Origin of the sequence: Amycolatopsis sp. cg13 (assembly GCF_041346965.1) — a bacterium.
GTDB lineage: Bacteria > Actinomycetota > Actinomycetes > Mycobacteriales > Pseudonocardiaceae > Amycolatopsis.
In genome coordinates this window covers 9516766-9530008 of sequence record NZ_CP166848.1, presented here as the reverse complement: position 1 = coordinate 9530008, position 13243 = coordinate 9516766, and the positions used below count along the sequence as shown (strand labels likewise).

At 70.4% G+C, this 13243-nt stretch carries 14 protein-coding genes; 2 read left to right on the top strand and 12 right to left on the bottom strand.

From position 1 onward, the window contains the following. Positions 1–152: 152 nt before the first annotated feature. Positions 153–482 carry a branched-chain amino acid transporter permease gene (locus AB5I40_RS44590; protein WP_370936220.1) on the bottom strand — a complete coding sequence of 110 codons (330 nt, stop codon included), beginning with the start codon at positions 480–482 and terminating at the stop codon, positions 153–155. After that, positions 475–1191 carry an AzlC family ABC transporter permease gene (locus AB5I40_RS44585; protein WP_370936219.1) on the bottom strand — a complete coding sequence of 239 codons (717 nt, stop codon included), beginning with the start codon at positions 1189–1191 and terminating at the stop codon, positions 475–477. Before AB5I40_RS44585 ends, AB5I40_RS44590 begins: the two co-directional genes overlap by 8 nt. Positions 1192–1254: 63 nt before the next feature. Here AB5I40_RS44585 and AB5I40_RS44580 point away from each other — a divergent pair, with 63 nt between their 5' ends. Beyond that, positions 1255–1713, top strand: a complete 459-nt coding sequence (locus AB5I40_RS44580; protein WP_370936218.1) for an Lrp/AsnC family transcriptional regulator — start codon at positions 1255–1257, stop codon at positions 1711–1713. 50 nt (positions 1714–1763) lie between these two features. Here AB5I40_RS44580 and AB5I40_RS44575 read toward each other — a convergent pair whose 3' ends face one another. From AB5I40_RS44575 to AB5I40_RS44535, 9 genes are all read right to left on the bottom strand, one after another. Continuing rightward, positions 1764–2501 carry a M50 family metallopeptidase gene (locus tag AB5I40_RS44575; RefSeq protein WP_370936217.1) on the bottom strand — a complete coding sequence of 246 codons (738 nt, stop codon included), beginning with the start codon at positions 2499–2501 and terminating at the stop codon, positions 1764–1766. Next, positions 2498–3982: a UvrD-helicase domain-containing protein gene (locus tag AB5I40_RS44570; RefSeq protein ID WP_370936216.1), complete on the bottom strand. Its 1485-nt coding sequence runs from the start codon at positions 3980–3982 to the stop codon at positions 2498–2500. The genes AB5I40_RS44575 and AB5I40_RS44570 overlap by 4 nt, the downstream gene beginning before the upstream one ends. A 158-nt stretch (positions 3983–4140) precedes the next feature. Continuing rightward, positions 4141–4845, bottom strand: coding sequence for an alpha/beta fold hydrolase (locus tag AB5I40_RS44565; protein ID WP_370936215.1), 705 nt, complete (start codon positions 4843–4845; stop codon positions 4141–4143). A gap of 86 nt (positions 4846–4931) precedes the next feature. Then, positions 4932–5432, bottom strand: coding sequence for a MarR family winged helix-turn-helix transcriptional regulator (locus tag AB5I40_RS44560; RefSeq protein ID WP_370936214.1), 501 nt, complete (start codon positions 5430–5432; stop codon positions 4932–4934). A gap of 56 nt (positions 5433–5488) precedes the next feature. After that, entirely contained in the window at positions 5489–6775 is a 1287-nt protein-coding gene (locus AB5I40_RS44555) for an MFS transporter (protein WP_370936213.1), read from the bottom strand. 447 nt (positions 6776–7222) lie between these two features. Then, positions 7223–7957, bottom strand: coding sequence for a dipeptidase PepE (pepE, locus tag AB5I40_RS44550; RefSeq protein ID WP_370936212.1), 735 nt, complete (start codon positions 7955–7957; stop codon positions 7223–7225). Positions 7958–7986: 29 nt separating this feature from the next. Beyond that, positions 7987–9276, bottom strand: a complete 1290-nt coding sequence (locus AB5I40_RS44545; protein ID WP_370936211.1) for a M20/M25/M40 family metallo-hydrolase — start codon at positions 9274–9276, stop codon at positions 7987–7989. Continuing rightward, positions 9273–10613: a cytosine permease gene (locus tag AB5I40_RS44540; RefSeq protein WP_370936210.1), complete on the bottom strand. Its 1341-nt coding sequence runs from the start codon at positions 10611–10613 to the stop codon at positions 9273–9275. Before AB5I40_RS44540 ends, AB5I40_RS44545 begins: the two co-directional genes overlap by 4 nt. After that, a complete protein-coding gene (locus AB5I40_RS44535; RefSeq protein ID WP_370936209.1) occupies positions 10610–11560 on the bottom strand; it encodes a DUF1177 domain-containing protein in 951 nt (316 codons plus the stop codon). The genes AB5I40_RS44540 and AB5I40_RS44535 overlap by 4 nt, the downstream gene beginning before the upstream one ends. 97 nt (positions 11561–11657) lie before the next feature. Between AB5I40_RS44535 and AB5I40_RS44530 the strand changes: the two genes are divergently transcribed. Then, complete coding sequence (locus AB5I40_RS44530; protein ID WP_370936208.1) at positions 11658–12452, top strand: IclR family transcriptional regulator; 795 nt, start codon at positions 11658–11660, stop codon at positions 12450–12452. Positions 12453–12458: 6 nt separating this feature from the next. Here the strand turns inward: AB5I40_RS44530 and AB5I40_RS44525 are convergent, their stop codons facing one another. Then, positions 12459–13241 (bottom strand): maleylpyruvate isomerase family mycothiol-dependent enzyme, encoded by a 783-nt coding sequence (locus AB5I40_RS44525; protein WP_370936207.1) that lies wholly within the window; start codon positions 13239–13241, stop codon positions 12459–12461. Positions 13242–13243: the final 2 nt, after the last annotated feature.

Genomic DNA, 13243 nt, shown 5'->3' with positions numbered 1-13243 from the left:
GCTCCTTAGATAAAAAGGGATCTGGCCCGTTGTTCAGCCGGGGCCGGTGAAAGCCAGATTAGGTCTCCTTGCGGGCGGCCGGGAGGCCCGCTCTATACAGGTACTGGCGGTGCCCCCGTGTTCGAACTCGCGAACAGAATTCTTCGGCAACCTCACGCCGGAAACAGCAGGCTCGCCAGCAGAACATGCACCGTCGTACCGCCGACGATGCTCAAGACTGCGTTGCGGCGCCACAGATGCAGGCCGATCGTCACGGCCAGCGCGACGGTCGGGGCGACGGCGCTCGAAGACGTCCACGACACGTCGCGCAGGCAGTAGACCAGGAGGATCACCATCACGCCCGCTGGCATGCGGGTGCTCAGGTATTGCACGGTCCGGCTGGCGCGCAACGGTGCCAGGACCGCGAACGGGAGCGCGCGCAATCCCCACGTGACCGCGGCGGACACCGCGACTGCGGCTAGCAGGTAGACGGGGTCAGGCATTGCTCAAGCTCCGTTCGGCCACCACGGAACGGACGACGAGTCCTCCGACGAACAGCAGGAACGCCGCCAGAAGCATCTGGCCGGGGAAGACCACGCGGGCCACCACCGCGCTCAGTGCGGCCAGGATCGGGGTCGGCAGGTCGCCTTTTCGGTCGCGGACCGCGTCGAGCGCGAGGACGACGAACAGAGCCGTCATGGCGAAGTCCAGACCGACGACGCTGCTGGGGATCAGCGAGCCGAGCAGGCCGCCCACCGTTGCTCCGCCGACCCAGAACAGGTGCAGGAACAGTTGCAGCCACAGGATTCGCGCGCCGTTCCACTCGCGGGCAGCGTCCGTTGTGGACAGTGCGTACGCCTCGTCGGTCATGGCGAAGGTGCTGTACGCGCGCGCCCGGCGGCCGCGCACGCGGTGCAGCGGAAAGGAAAGGGCGTAGAAGACGTGGCGGACGTTGACCAGGAACGCCGAGAGCCCGATCGACGCCAGCGGAGCGGCCGCGGCGGCCAGGCCGATGAGCAGGAACTCGAACGAGCCCGCGTAGATGAACGTCGTGAACACCGTCGCCCACCACCAGGCGAGGCCCGAATGCGTGAGGAACGCGCCGAAGGCGAGTCCGAGCGGGACCAGGCCGATGCCGACGGACCCGCAGTCCTTCAGCGCGGCCAGAGCGGGCGGGCGATCGCGAACAGCCAGGTCGGAGACGGTTTCCACCCTTGGAACACTACGTCAGCTCCCGGCTAATTTGGTGTCCGATCATGGCGTTAACATGGGTCGGTGAGCAATGTTGTGCGACTGGATGCGCTCGATCGGGATATTTTGTTTCACCTGCGTCAGGACGGCAGGCTGACCAACGTCGAACTCGCCAAACGGGTCGGGCTCACCCCTCCCCCGTGCCTGCGCCGGGTCAAGCGCCTCGAAGAGGCCGGAGTGATCGCCGGCTACCGCGCGGTGATCGATCCCGAAGCCGTCGGCCGGGGGCTGGAGGCGCTGATCGACCTGGAGGTCTACGCGACCGACCGGGCGACCATCGAGGCGCTCGAGGACACGATCGCCTCCTACGAGGAAGTCATCGAGTTCCGGCGGCTCTTCGGCCGCCCGGACTACTTCATCCGCGTCGCGGTCGCCGACCACGCCGCCTACGAGGAGTTCCAGACCCGGAAACTCTCGGGCCTGCCCGGCGTCCTGCGGGTCACGTCCCATCTGACGATGAAGAAAATCAAGGGCGACGCCTGACTCCGCAGATCCTCGGTGTCCTGTCTCGAACGCTCCGTCAATATGGATGTTCAGGCGGTCGGCCAGAGCAGCGGCACCGCGGTCCAGACCGTCCAAAGGATCAGCGCGGCCCAGCCCGCGATCCACGCGAACGCCGGAATCCCGCTCGCCTCGGCCAGCCCGGCGGCGTCGTCTTCCATGCCGTAGTAGCCGTGCCGGAGCCGGCCGACCACGAGCGCCGCAACGCCGCCGAGTTCGCTCGTCAGCAGCAGCCACGCTTCCAGGTAGGCGACGGTGTTCCGCAGCCAGCCCGGTCCCCACTTCAGCGTCGCGAACGCGGCCGCGCCCAGCGCCACCACGATCCCGAGCGTGAGCACGTCCCGGGTCGCCAGCAGCACCAGCACCATGGCCAGCACAGTCAGCGCGAGCACCGCCGGGGCGAGCCCTCGATGCAGCAGCGCGGCCGCGCCGAGACCGGCCAGCGGCGGCGTCGCGTATCCGGCGACCAGCGTCAGCACCCGCGACCAGCGCGACGTGCTCCAAGTGCGGGTGAGCCCGGTTTCGGCGCTGGTGACCGCGATCTGGAACACGCCGCCGCCGGTCACGATGCTCAGCAGCGCGTGCCCGCCCTCGTGCACGACGGTGCTCAGAACGTTGGCCCGGGTCAGCGGCCGCCACCGCGCGGGACCGGCCAGCATCAGCACGAAGGTCGCCGCCGACACCGCGACCGCGAACACCCCCAGCGCCAGCACCAGCCCGAGCCCGGGCGGAGCGACCTGCTCGTTGAGAACGCCGAACACGCCGCTCACCGGACCGCTCCGGCCGCGACGCTGTCCGGACGCTGGTTGATCCAGGACAGTCCGCCGAGATCGAGCCGATGCCGGGCGCGGGTGACCGCGACGTAGGCCAAGCGGGCTTCGGCGGGTTCGATCTCGGCGGGCAGCGGCTCGCCCGCGGGACCGGTGCTGTCGGGGTCGACGGGCTCGGTGAAGTCGTCGGCGATCCGGACCGCGGACCACTCGCGGCCCTTGGCGGCGTGCGCGGTCGACACCGTGATCTCGGCGTCGGCTTCGGCGGTGAGCCGGTCCAGGGTCGCCAGTACGACGTCGACGCCGTGCTCGTCGATCACCTCGACGAAAGGCAGCAGGTCGCGTCCGTCCGGATCCCATTCGGCGTAGTCCTGCACCTCGCCCCAGGTGGAGAACAGCAGCAGCTCGCGATGGACGGTGCGGCGGCCTTCCTGGAGATCCCGGGCGGCTTCGGCGAGCCTCCGCAACTCCTCGGAACGCCCGGCCAGCGCGACCCGCCTTCCCTCCGACAGCAGGGCGAGGACCTCGGCCATCGCACCGCCGTTGGTGCGGCACAGGATCGCGTCCGGCGCGCGGACCGTCTCGAGGCGGCTGGAGACCGCGGGGGAACCGGTGAGGCGGATCGGGGCGTCGGCGAGCGCGAGCCACCGGTTGGCCTCGGCCGCGACGGCGCCGCCGAACCGGAACGAATGCGACAGCGCGAGCTGGCGGCCGCGGAAGCCGGTCATCACGTCCCGTGCGCCGCGCCAGCCGTAGATCGCCTGCGCGGAATCGCCGACCATCACCAGCTGCGCGTGCTCGCCCTGGGCGAGGAACACCTGCTCGACGCAGGGGTTGGTGTCCTGGGCCTCGTCCAGCAGCAGGAAATCTCCCCGGAACCGGGGCCGTTTCAGCGCCCACATCTTCAGGTAGTGGTCCGGTTTGAACGGCACCTTGCCCCGGTGCGGGTCCTGCAGGTCGGCCCACATCCGTTCGGCCAGCGGCAGCGCCAGCTCGGCGAGCTGGTCGTGCTGCTGCTCGTCGGCGATCCCCTTGGGCCAGGGCACGTGCTCGCGGCCGAGGACGTCGTCGGCGGAGTAGCAGTACCGCAGCACCGTCTCCTTCGCGATCGAGCACAACGTGGAAGCGTGCAGCGTCCGGGCCCCGATCGTCACGGTCATCGTGATCCCCAGCAGCCGCGCGAGTTTCGCGGTAGCCATCCGCGGCCGGTCCAGCCGGTCGGCGTAGACGTGCCCGCCGGCGCGGAAGGCGAGCGAATGCGCGGTCGAGCACTGCACGTTCGGCCCGAACTTCCGCCGCGCCTCGGCCGCGATCGCCTTGTTGAACGCCAGAGACCGGCCCCGCCGGCGCGTCGCGGCCCCGAGCATCGTGAGCGTGGTGGTCTTGCCGGTGCCGGCTCCGGCCTGCAAGACCAGATGACCGCCACGACGGAACACGTCCGCCGCGGCCTCCTGCTCCGGTGTCGGCCGAGCTGCGGGCATCGTCGGTTCTCCTCCCCCGAGGAACAACGGGCTGCCCTACGATCACACAGGGGCACGACAATTTCGTACCCCCGACAGGTCGCTTTCGGTCCAGACTCGCGGCGGAGGGCTCGCTTCGCCCGCAGTCGAGCTCTTGGTGCGGCGGGCGAGACGTTCCGTCAGGCCGATTCGACCAGCAGCGCGGCGAATTGTTCCGGCGCCGACCAGAACGGCGAGTGTCCGCCGTCGATCTCGCGGACTTCGGCGCCGAGCAGTTCCTGGGCGCGGGCGGCGTTCCAGTCGCAGTTCGCCGCGCGATCGCCGCGACAGGACACGTACGTGGTCGGCACGCGGCGTTCCGGCAACGCCGGGCAGATTTGCCCGCCGAGGGTATTCGCGCTGGGACGCAACTGCCTGACCGCGTCGGCGGCGTCCGACGGGGTGCAGTCGTGGTAGAGCACGTCGGAGGCGTCGGCCGGGTCCAGCGCCAAGCAGCCGGACTCGTCCGCGGCGGCCCTGGCGAGAGCTTTCCGCAACGGCTCGGCGAGTTGTGCTGCCCCGTCGTCAGCCAGGGTGGTGCCGGGTTCGCGCAGCAGGGCGGCCAGCAGGATCAGGGAGCTGACCGCCGGGTTGCCGGTCGCCAGCGGCGCCACCATGCCGCTCATCGAGTGCGCGACCAGGACGACGTCGGACCGGCCGCGGAGCGCGTCTTCGAGAACCGCCAGGTACTCGTCCTGGCCTGCCTCGGCGTTGTCGCACGGCAGCGACGGGCAGAGCACCTCGTGACCGCGCGCGGCGAGGTGCCCGCTCACCCGCTCCCAGCACCACGGGCCGTGCCAGGCTCCGTGTACCAGGACGAACGTCGTCGGCTTCCCGGCTCTCATGATGATCACGCTAGCTACGCCCGCGGAGGCCCGGAGTTCGCTTGGCTTCGGCGGGTTCGTTGTCTGCCCGAATGACCACCGGTGGGCTACTGCGCGGGAGAAGCTTCCCGGACCGTGTCTTCCAGCAGTGCGAGTGCGCGTTCGACGTCCTTGCGGTCGGCTTCGCTCAAACCGGCGAGGAGCGCTTCCTCCCGGTCCAGGTGTCCTTCCAGGACGCGGTCGATGAGCTTGCGGCCGGCGGCGGTCAGTTCGGCGTAGCTGACTCTGCGGTCGGCCGGGTGGTCGCGGCGGCGGATCAGGCCGTCGCGTTCGAGTGCGTCCAGGCGGCCGGTCAGGGCACCAGAGGTGACCAGCGCGGAGGCCGCCAGTTCAGACGGTGTCTTCCGGTACGGGCGGCCGCCTCGGCGCAGGTTGCACAGGATGTCGAACGAACCGGGGGTCAGGCCGTACGAGGCCAGGTATCCGCGGAGGCTTCCGGCGGCCAGGTCGGCGATCCGCCGGACCCGGCCGAAGATCGCGATCGGCGAGGCGTCCAGGTCCGGGCGTTGCCGCGCCCAGTCCGCCACCACCTGATCGACCGTGTCCATCGTCATCGACTCCTTGTTCGCCAGGGTGCGGACGGAGCCTATCCGGTGTTCGCGTCCTAACGGGACTCTTCCGGCACCGCCGGGAGATCGGCCGCGGCGGGCGCTTTTTCGGCTGGGCCGCGGCCGCGGAGCAGGACGACGGCGCCGAGCAGCGTGAGCAGCTGGGTCGCGGCGAGCAGTGCGTACCCGGCGGCGAATCCGTGGTCGCCGCCCGCGGCGATCGCCACGCCCATCAACGTCGGAAGCAGCGCGGACACGAGATTGCCGACGCCGTTGATCAGGCCGTAGGCGCTCCCGACGGTGCCCGCCGGCGCGTATTGCTGCACCAGCGTCGGAATCGCCGGTCCTTGCAGGCCCCAGAACGCGTTGGCGAGGATGAGCGTCGCCGCCGCCAGCCAGCGCGAATCGGCGAAAGTCACGGCCGTCGCGCACAGGGCGGTGCCGACGCTGCCGATCACCAGCACGAGCGGCACCCGGCGAGCGAGCATCCGGTCGATGAAATAACCGCCGAGGAAACCGGATCCGAGGCTGACCACGAACGGCAGCGCCGACAGCGCGCTCATCTGCGCGAGCGAGAAATGCCGCGCCTGAAGCAAATACGACGGCAGCCACGAGGTGCTGCCCCACAGATAGCCGAGCGTGGCCACCTCGATCAGCAGGATCCAGCCGAGTTTGGGCGTGCGCAGCGCTCCGGCGAACCGCCGCAACGCCGGTTGCCGCGTGGCCGTGCGGTGCCTGGAGGCTCGGACGAACACGGCGACCAGCGGCAATCCGACCACCAGGTTGAGGGCCGCGAGCAGGAGGAACGAGCCGTGCCAGCCGAAGTGCACGAGGGCGAAGGTGATCACCGGGATGCCCAGCGCCGTGCCCAGGGATACGCCCATCGAGCTGACCGCGTTGGGCTTGCCCCAGGCGCCTTCGGCGAAATTGTCCTTGACGTACATGGTTTTCAGCGAGAACAGCGGGCCCTCGCTGGCGCCGAGCAGGAACCGCAGCGTCAGCAGCACCACTGCTCCCCCGGCGTACGGGGACGCGAGCGTGAAGAGCGCCCAGCAGATCAGGCTGACGAGCAGCCCGCGCCGCACCCCGAACACCGCTTCGTACCACGGGGTGATCAGCATGGCCGCGATTCCGTAGCCGGCAAGGAAAACCGTCATCAGCGCGCCTTGCGCCGCCCGGTTGCCCGCGATCCCGAAGTGCCGGGTGAAGGCGGGATCGGTGATCAGGACGGACACATTGACCCGGTCGATGTAGGAAATCGCCACGACCGCCAACAGCGCCAGCACGCCCAGCCACGCGGACAGCGGCGCACCGGGCCGGCGGCCTTCCCTCAGCACGGTCACGACGGTTCCTTTCCGGGCCGGACCATCGCGAGGCGGCCCGGACCGCGCGGAACCGCCGCGAGACCGGACCGGCCGCCTCGGCCGGCGGGGTCGCCGGGAAGTATCTTTGTCCTAAGATGCTTGTGTCAAGCTATTCCGGCAGAGTCCTCTTCCCTGATGCCGATGGGCGATGCGCGGCCCGGGGGCCGGAGGCCGGGGTTGCGGAGGTTCGGGGTCCGAGGCCGCGGTTGCGGAGGTTCGTGAGGGGAACCCTGACGGAATCAGATTCCCTCAGGGTTCCCCTCACGAACCTTCGCCGGAGCGGAGAGGCACCCGACCCGGCGCAGCCCAGCGGTTGCCCCGCATCACCGCTGCGGGCCTACGGCTGCCGAGAAGACAGCAACGGGGAAGGGCCGAGCCCGCTGACCCAGCCCTTCCCCGTTATCGAGCAGCAGAACAGTCGGGCAGTCAGCCCCACACCGGTTCGCTCGCCGGAGCGAGCAGATCGCTGACATCACCGGACACGTCCTCGCCCGGCACCCCCCGCCGGAACAACCGCCCGGGCGCGCCGCCGCTCGTGGACACTCCCGCCAGTTCCGCCCAGTCTCCGCGCACCCGCAGCCACGTGCCCTCGCGCAGGCCGAGCACGGGAATGTCGTTGCACTCGTGGAATTCCGCGAGCCGCTTCTCCCGGGTCTCGCCCATGTGCCTGCTGGCCGGGTCGGGGTCGATGTAGTGCGGGTTCAGCTGGAACGGCACCAAGCCCAGCGAAGCGAGGCTCGGCGGCTCCACGATGGGCATGTCGTTGGTGGTGCGCACCGTGGGCCCGGCGATGTTGGTTCCCGCGCTGGCTCCGAGGTAGGGCATTCCTTCGGAAACCCTGTCCCGCAACGGTTCCAGCAGCTCGCGGCGGTACAGCTCGGCCAGCAGGCGGAAGGTGTTGCCGCCGCCGGTGAACACCGCCGGAGCAGAACGCACCGCGGCGACCGGGTCGGCGGCGGTGTGCAGCCCGCGCACCTGTACGCCGAGCGGCGCCGCCGCGGTCGCGATGCGCTCGGTGTAGCCGTCGTGGTCGGCCAGCGCGAACGGCACGAACACCAGCTCGGTGCGTCCGTCGAGCACCTCGGCGACCGCGTCCAGCGCGTGTTCGAGCGGGTCGCGGCCGTGGTTGGTCGAGTTGGACAGCAACAGCAAGTCAGTCACGCGATTCTCCTCGGTTCGCCCGCTATTGTTCAGCAAGTCCGCAGCAGCCGGTCCAGGACCCGGACGGAGAACCGCAGCGACTCCAGCGGCACCCGTTCGTCGACGCCGTGGAACAGCCGGTTGTAGGGCAGTTCCGGCGGGACGCGCAGCGCCTTGAACCCGAAGCCGCGGATGCCGAGCGCGGACAGCGCCTTGTTGTCGGTGCCGCCGGCATTGCAGTACGGGGTGGGGTGGCCGTCCGGGTCCTCCGCGGTGATGGCCGCGCACATCGCGTCCACCAAGGGGCCGTCGAAGCCGCTCTCCATCGCGATGTCGTGGTGGATGAACTCGCGGCGCACCGACGGAAGCAGCAGCTCGTCGACGGTGTCCAGCAGCTCTTGCTCGTACCCGGGGAGAAACCGGCCGTCGACGGCGGCGGTGGCCCGGCCGGGGATGACGTTGACCTGGTATCCGCCGGAGATCATGGTGGGATTCGCCGAATTGCGCAGGATCACGTTCACCAGCTCCCCCACCCGGCCCATCCGCGCGAGACTTCCGTCCACATCGGACGGATCGAACGGGACGCCGAGCAGGTCCGCCGCGCGGTCCAGCAGCGCCCGCACCGGTTCGATCAGCCGGACCGGGAACCTGTGGCGGCCGATCCGGGCCAGCGATTCGGCCAGATCGGTGACCGCGTTCTCGTCGTTCGGCGAGGAGCCGTGCCCGGCGCGGCCGGTGGCGACCAGGCGCAGCCACGCCTGACCGCGTTGCGCGCACTCGATCGGATACAGCCGGCTGCCGTTGCCGAGGTCGAACGACACGCCGCCGCCCTCGGTGATCGCCTCGCCGACGCCCTCGAACAGCTCCGGGCGGTTTTCGACCAGCCAGTGCGAGCCGAACTTCCCGCCGCCCTCCTCGTCGGCGAGGAAGCCGAACACGATGTCTCGCGGCGGTTTCTCGCCGGTGCGGTCGAATTGCCGCGCCAGCGCGAGGATCGCCGCGTCGAAGTCCTTCATGTCGATCGCGCCGCGGCCCCACAGCAGGCCGTCGGCGATCTCTCCGGAGAACGGCGGGACGCTCCACTCGCCAGCGTCCGCGGGCACCACGTCCAGGTGCCCGTGCAGGAGCAGCGCGGGCCGCGAAGAGTCCACTCCGGACAGTCGGGCGAACACGCTGGCCCGGCCTGGCGCGCTTTCCACGAGAGTCGGCTCCAGCCCGGCCTCGGCGAGTTTCTCCGCGACGTACTCCGCTGCGGGCCGTTCGGTCGAGCCCGGGTTGGAAGTGTCGATCCGGATCAGGTCGCGGCAGAGGTCGACCACCTCGTCCTGTGCGCTGCTCACGCGGGCACCTCCTCGAGTTCCGCCGAGCCCACCGGCCGGATCAGCCCGGCCCAGCCCAGCAGCGTGTACAGGATCGCGGCGGTGAGCAGCGAGTTCAGCGCGGGGATGCCCCAGTGCACGAACTTGCCGACGCAGAACGCCGCCGCCCACACCGCGAGCGTCGCGGGCACCCAGACCGGCATCGTGGCGGGCACCCGCCCGGCCGCCCGGGTTTCCCGCAGCGGCGTGGAAAGCCGGCGCACCAGGAAGTACTCGGCCACGATGATCCCGCCCACCGGCGGGATCGCGACGCCCAGCAGCGACAGGAACGAGGTGAAGTGCTGGAGGAAACCGATCGCGGACAGCACGGTCCCGGCGATCCCGATCACCAGCGTGACCACGCCGCGGTGCAGCGGGCGGCCGAACACGGTCCGCACGAAGTTCACCACGCCCAGCGAGGAGCCGTACAGGTTCCAGTCGTTGATCTTCGCGGTCGCCAGCACCACCACGATCAGCCCGACGAAGCCCGAGGTGGACAGCACGATGTGGGTGACGTCGGAGCTGCCGACCAGGTGCCCGAGCAGCACGCCGGTCATGCCGACGATGTACTCGGACAGGACGATCGACGCCGAACTCTGCAGCAGGACGTGCCAGCCCTTCCGGTTGAACCGGGTCATGTCCGGAGCGACCACCGCACCGGTCATGTAGCCGCCCGCGATGATCGTCGCCGCGGCCGGGATGGAGATCGCGGTCGCGGTCGGCGCGGCCGACATCAGCGCGCCCACCGAGTGCTCCGACAGGGTCGAGACGACGCTCCACGCCACGAGCCCGAAGAACAGCGGCACCGCGATTTTCGCGAGCCACATCATGTACTTGAAGCCGTAGATCACCAGCAGCGTCAAGACCACGCCGGACACCGCGCACCACAGCCACACCGGTCCGCCGACCAGCGCGTTCATGCTCTTGCCGAAGATGCCGTTCTGCACGCCGAACCAGCCGACCAGGCTGATCGCGATCACCAGGCTCACCAGCGCGGACCCGTTGCGGCCGAAGCCGGTGAACCGGGTCAGCATGGTCATCGTCAGGCCCTCGCGCTGCCCGGCGAGGCCGATCAGGAAGATCACCACCTCCAGGATCACCGCGCCGAGGGTGAACGCCCAGAACGCGTCGGAGAACCGCATCCCGACGCCGAGCGTCGCGCCGAGCACGAACTGGGACAGCGACCCGGACTGCGCGAGCCACTGCAGCAGCATCGAACCGAACCCGTAGCGGGCCTCTTCGGGGACGCGGCGCAGCGAGTAGTCGTCGTTGCCGATCCGCTTTTTCGCGTGCTTCGCGGGTTTCGTCGCGGTGCTCATCCGGCCACCTCCGTGCCCAGGGTTTGCAGGTGCGCCATCGAGCCGTAGCGGGTCTGCAGGTTGGCGAATTCCGCCTCGTCGTGGAAGTGCAGCGCGCCCGTGCCGAACTGCTTGGCGACCTCGACCGCGTAGCGCGCGGCGGCGGCGATGTCCGTCTCGTGGCTCGCCCCGGTGGCGCAGCCGGCCACCGTCGCGGCCGACGTGATCGCCAGTCCGACGACCGGCGCGTCCGTCGCGGTCGCGGGCTGGAGGATCGAGTTCAGGTGGTAGACGCCGTTGCCGTAGGGCGTGATGTCCTGCGTGGTGATCGGGTAAGTCACCAGCGGCGCGCCAGTCACCGTCTCCAGCAGTTCGCCCAGGCCTTCGGACACGCGCAGGATGTAGCCGCTGCGCACGGTCGGCGACAGGGCGAGTCCGCGGTGGTTGATCACGCGGTTGCCTTTGGTGGTGTCGATCGACAGCACGGCGGCCATTTCGGCGGACAGCTCGTAGCTGTTCATCGTGGCGATGTCGACCGGCGAGTTCATGAACGGCACCGGGTCGTGCGGCAGCGTGGGCGCGTCCGGGCAGATGTGCGTGCCGATCAGCACGTCGCCGGCCAGCACGTCCCCGCGAGCCCGCATCGACAGCAGCTTGGCGGCGGCAGCCAGCGCGGCGGCGGCACCGTCGCCGTCAGACACGAAACCCGTCACCTCCGGCCGGGCGCCGACTCCGCCGAGGCGGCCCACCACGCCGAGAGTGGGCGCGTCGCCGCCCGCGGTGCGACCGCGGCTGCCGGGCACCCGCACCCGGACGAAGTCGGTCTGGCCGGCGTCGCCGGTGACGGTGGTGATCTCCGCGCCGCTGCCCGCGGCGCCGGCGACGGCGTCGAGGTAGGCGACGACCTCTTTCCCGGTCACCGCCGGGTCGTCGAGGATTTCGAGCAGTTCCAGGACGTGTTTGAGCATGTGGTTCCTCTGAGAAGTCAGGCCGCGGGGGTCCGACCAGACTCAGCCCGCGCACACCGGCTTTACAAACATTTCCCGTTATTCGCACAATGGCCGGATGCCGGACCACGACGAACGCGCCACCCCGCCCGGTCTGCCGCAGACCGCGGACCGGGCGCTGCAGGTGCTGCTCGCGTTCGACCGCGCCCGCCCGGAATGGGGCGTCACCGCGGTGGCGCGCGAGTTCGGGCTGCACACGTCGATCGCGCAGCGGCTGCTCGCGGTGCTGGCGCATCGCGGTTTCCTCGTCCGCGACGACAGCACCCGCCGGTACCGGATCGGACCCGCCGCGCTGCACCTCGGCCGGTTGTGGGACCGGGCAGGCGCGCTGGACCTGCTGGTGGTCCCGGTCCTCTCCGACCTCGCCGCCCAGACCGGGCACGCCGCCCTGCTGTCGCTGCCCGACGGCGCGCACACCCGGTGCGTGCTGGCCGCGGAAGGCAGCGACGGGCGGCTGCGCGGCTATTCGCTGGTCGGCGAGCTGTACCCGGCGCACGCGGGCGCGACCAGCAAGGCGTACTTCGCGTTCCTGCCCGAAGAGGAGCGCGACCGGCTGTTCGCCGACCGGCCGATGGCGCGGTTCACGCCGGACACGGTCACCGACCTCGCCGTCCTGCGCGAGCAGCTGGCCGAGGTCGCCGACCGGGGCTGGGCGTTCACCACCGGCGAGTACGACACCGGCGTCGCGACGCTCGCGGTGCCGGTTTTCCTGCGCGGCGAACCGTACGGCAGCCTGTCGGTCGGCTGGTCCTCCGCGCGCTTCGACCACGATCCCGAGCAGTGGGTGGACCTGTTGCGGCGCGGCGCGGACCTGATCGAGCTGCGGCTTTCCCGGCCGGTTCCGCGCCGTTAGCCAGGCTCAGTCGCTGGCGTGGGCGGTGTTGTCGAGCCAGTGCTGGGCGAGCGCCGCGTCGCCGTCGACGGTTTCGCAGTCGGCTAGCGGGAGGCGTCGGGTCAAGATGAGGAGCAGGGATTGCGCCGGGCCGGTCACGGTCACGTCGGCTTCACGGGTTCCCGGCTGCCAGGTCGCGCCGTCCGGCTTTCGTTCGACCGACCAGGCGGCTGAGGTGTCGGTGGCCAGCCACTGCAGGATCTGACCGGTGCCTCGGATGGCGTGCGCGGACTCCGATCGCTGCATCTCCCACGTGGGCGAGGTCAGCATCGTGAGGTGGTTGGTGACGAGCGCGGCCGCGATGCCGGGGTCGATGTCGAGCGGGTGGTTCGCGGCGTTGGCGGCGTCGAAGCCGTGGACGACCGCCTCGTTGAGCATGCTGGTCATCCAGAATCGCGTCCCGGACCGGGCATCTCCGGAGGCGTTGAAGACCGGTGCGTCGAGCGCGTCGTCCGAGCACGCGTTCGCGACCCGTTGCGCGGATTCCGACAGCCAGGCCTGCCACTCAGCCGGGTCCGAGGGCGGCGCGGCCATCTCGGTGGGCAGCTGGGCGGCGTCGGTGATGCGGCGCTCGATGATCTCCGCGACCCAGTGCTGGGTCTGGCCGACGTGCGCGACCAGGTCAGCGACGGTCCACTTCGGAGCAGTCGGCACGGCCGCGTCCGGTCCGGCGGCGACGGCTGATTCCGCCAGGCGCCGGGTGTGGTCGACGATCGCTTTACGGACGAGTTCCGCGGGCAGTTCAGTCATGG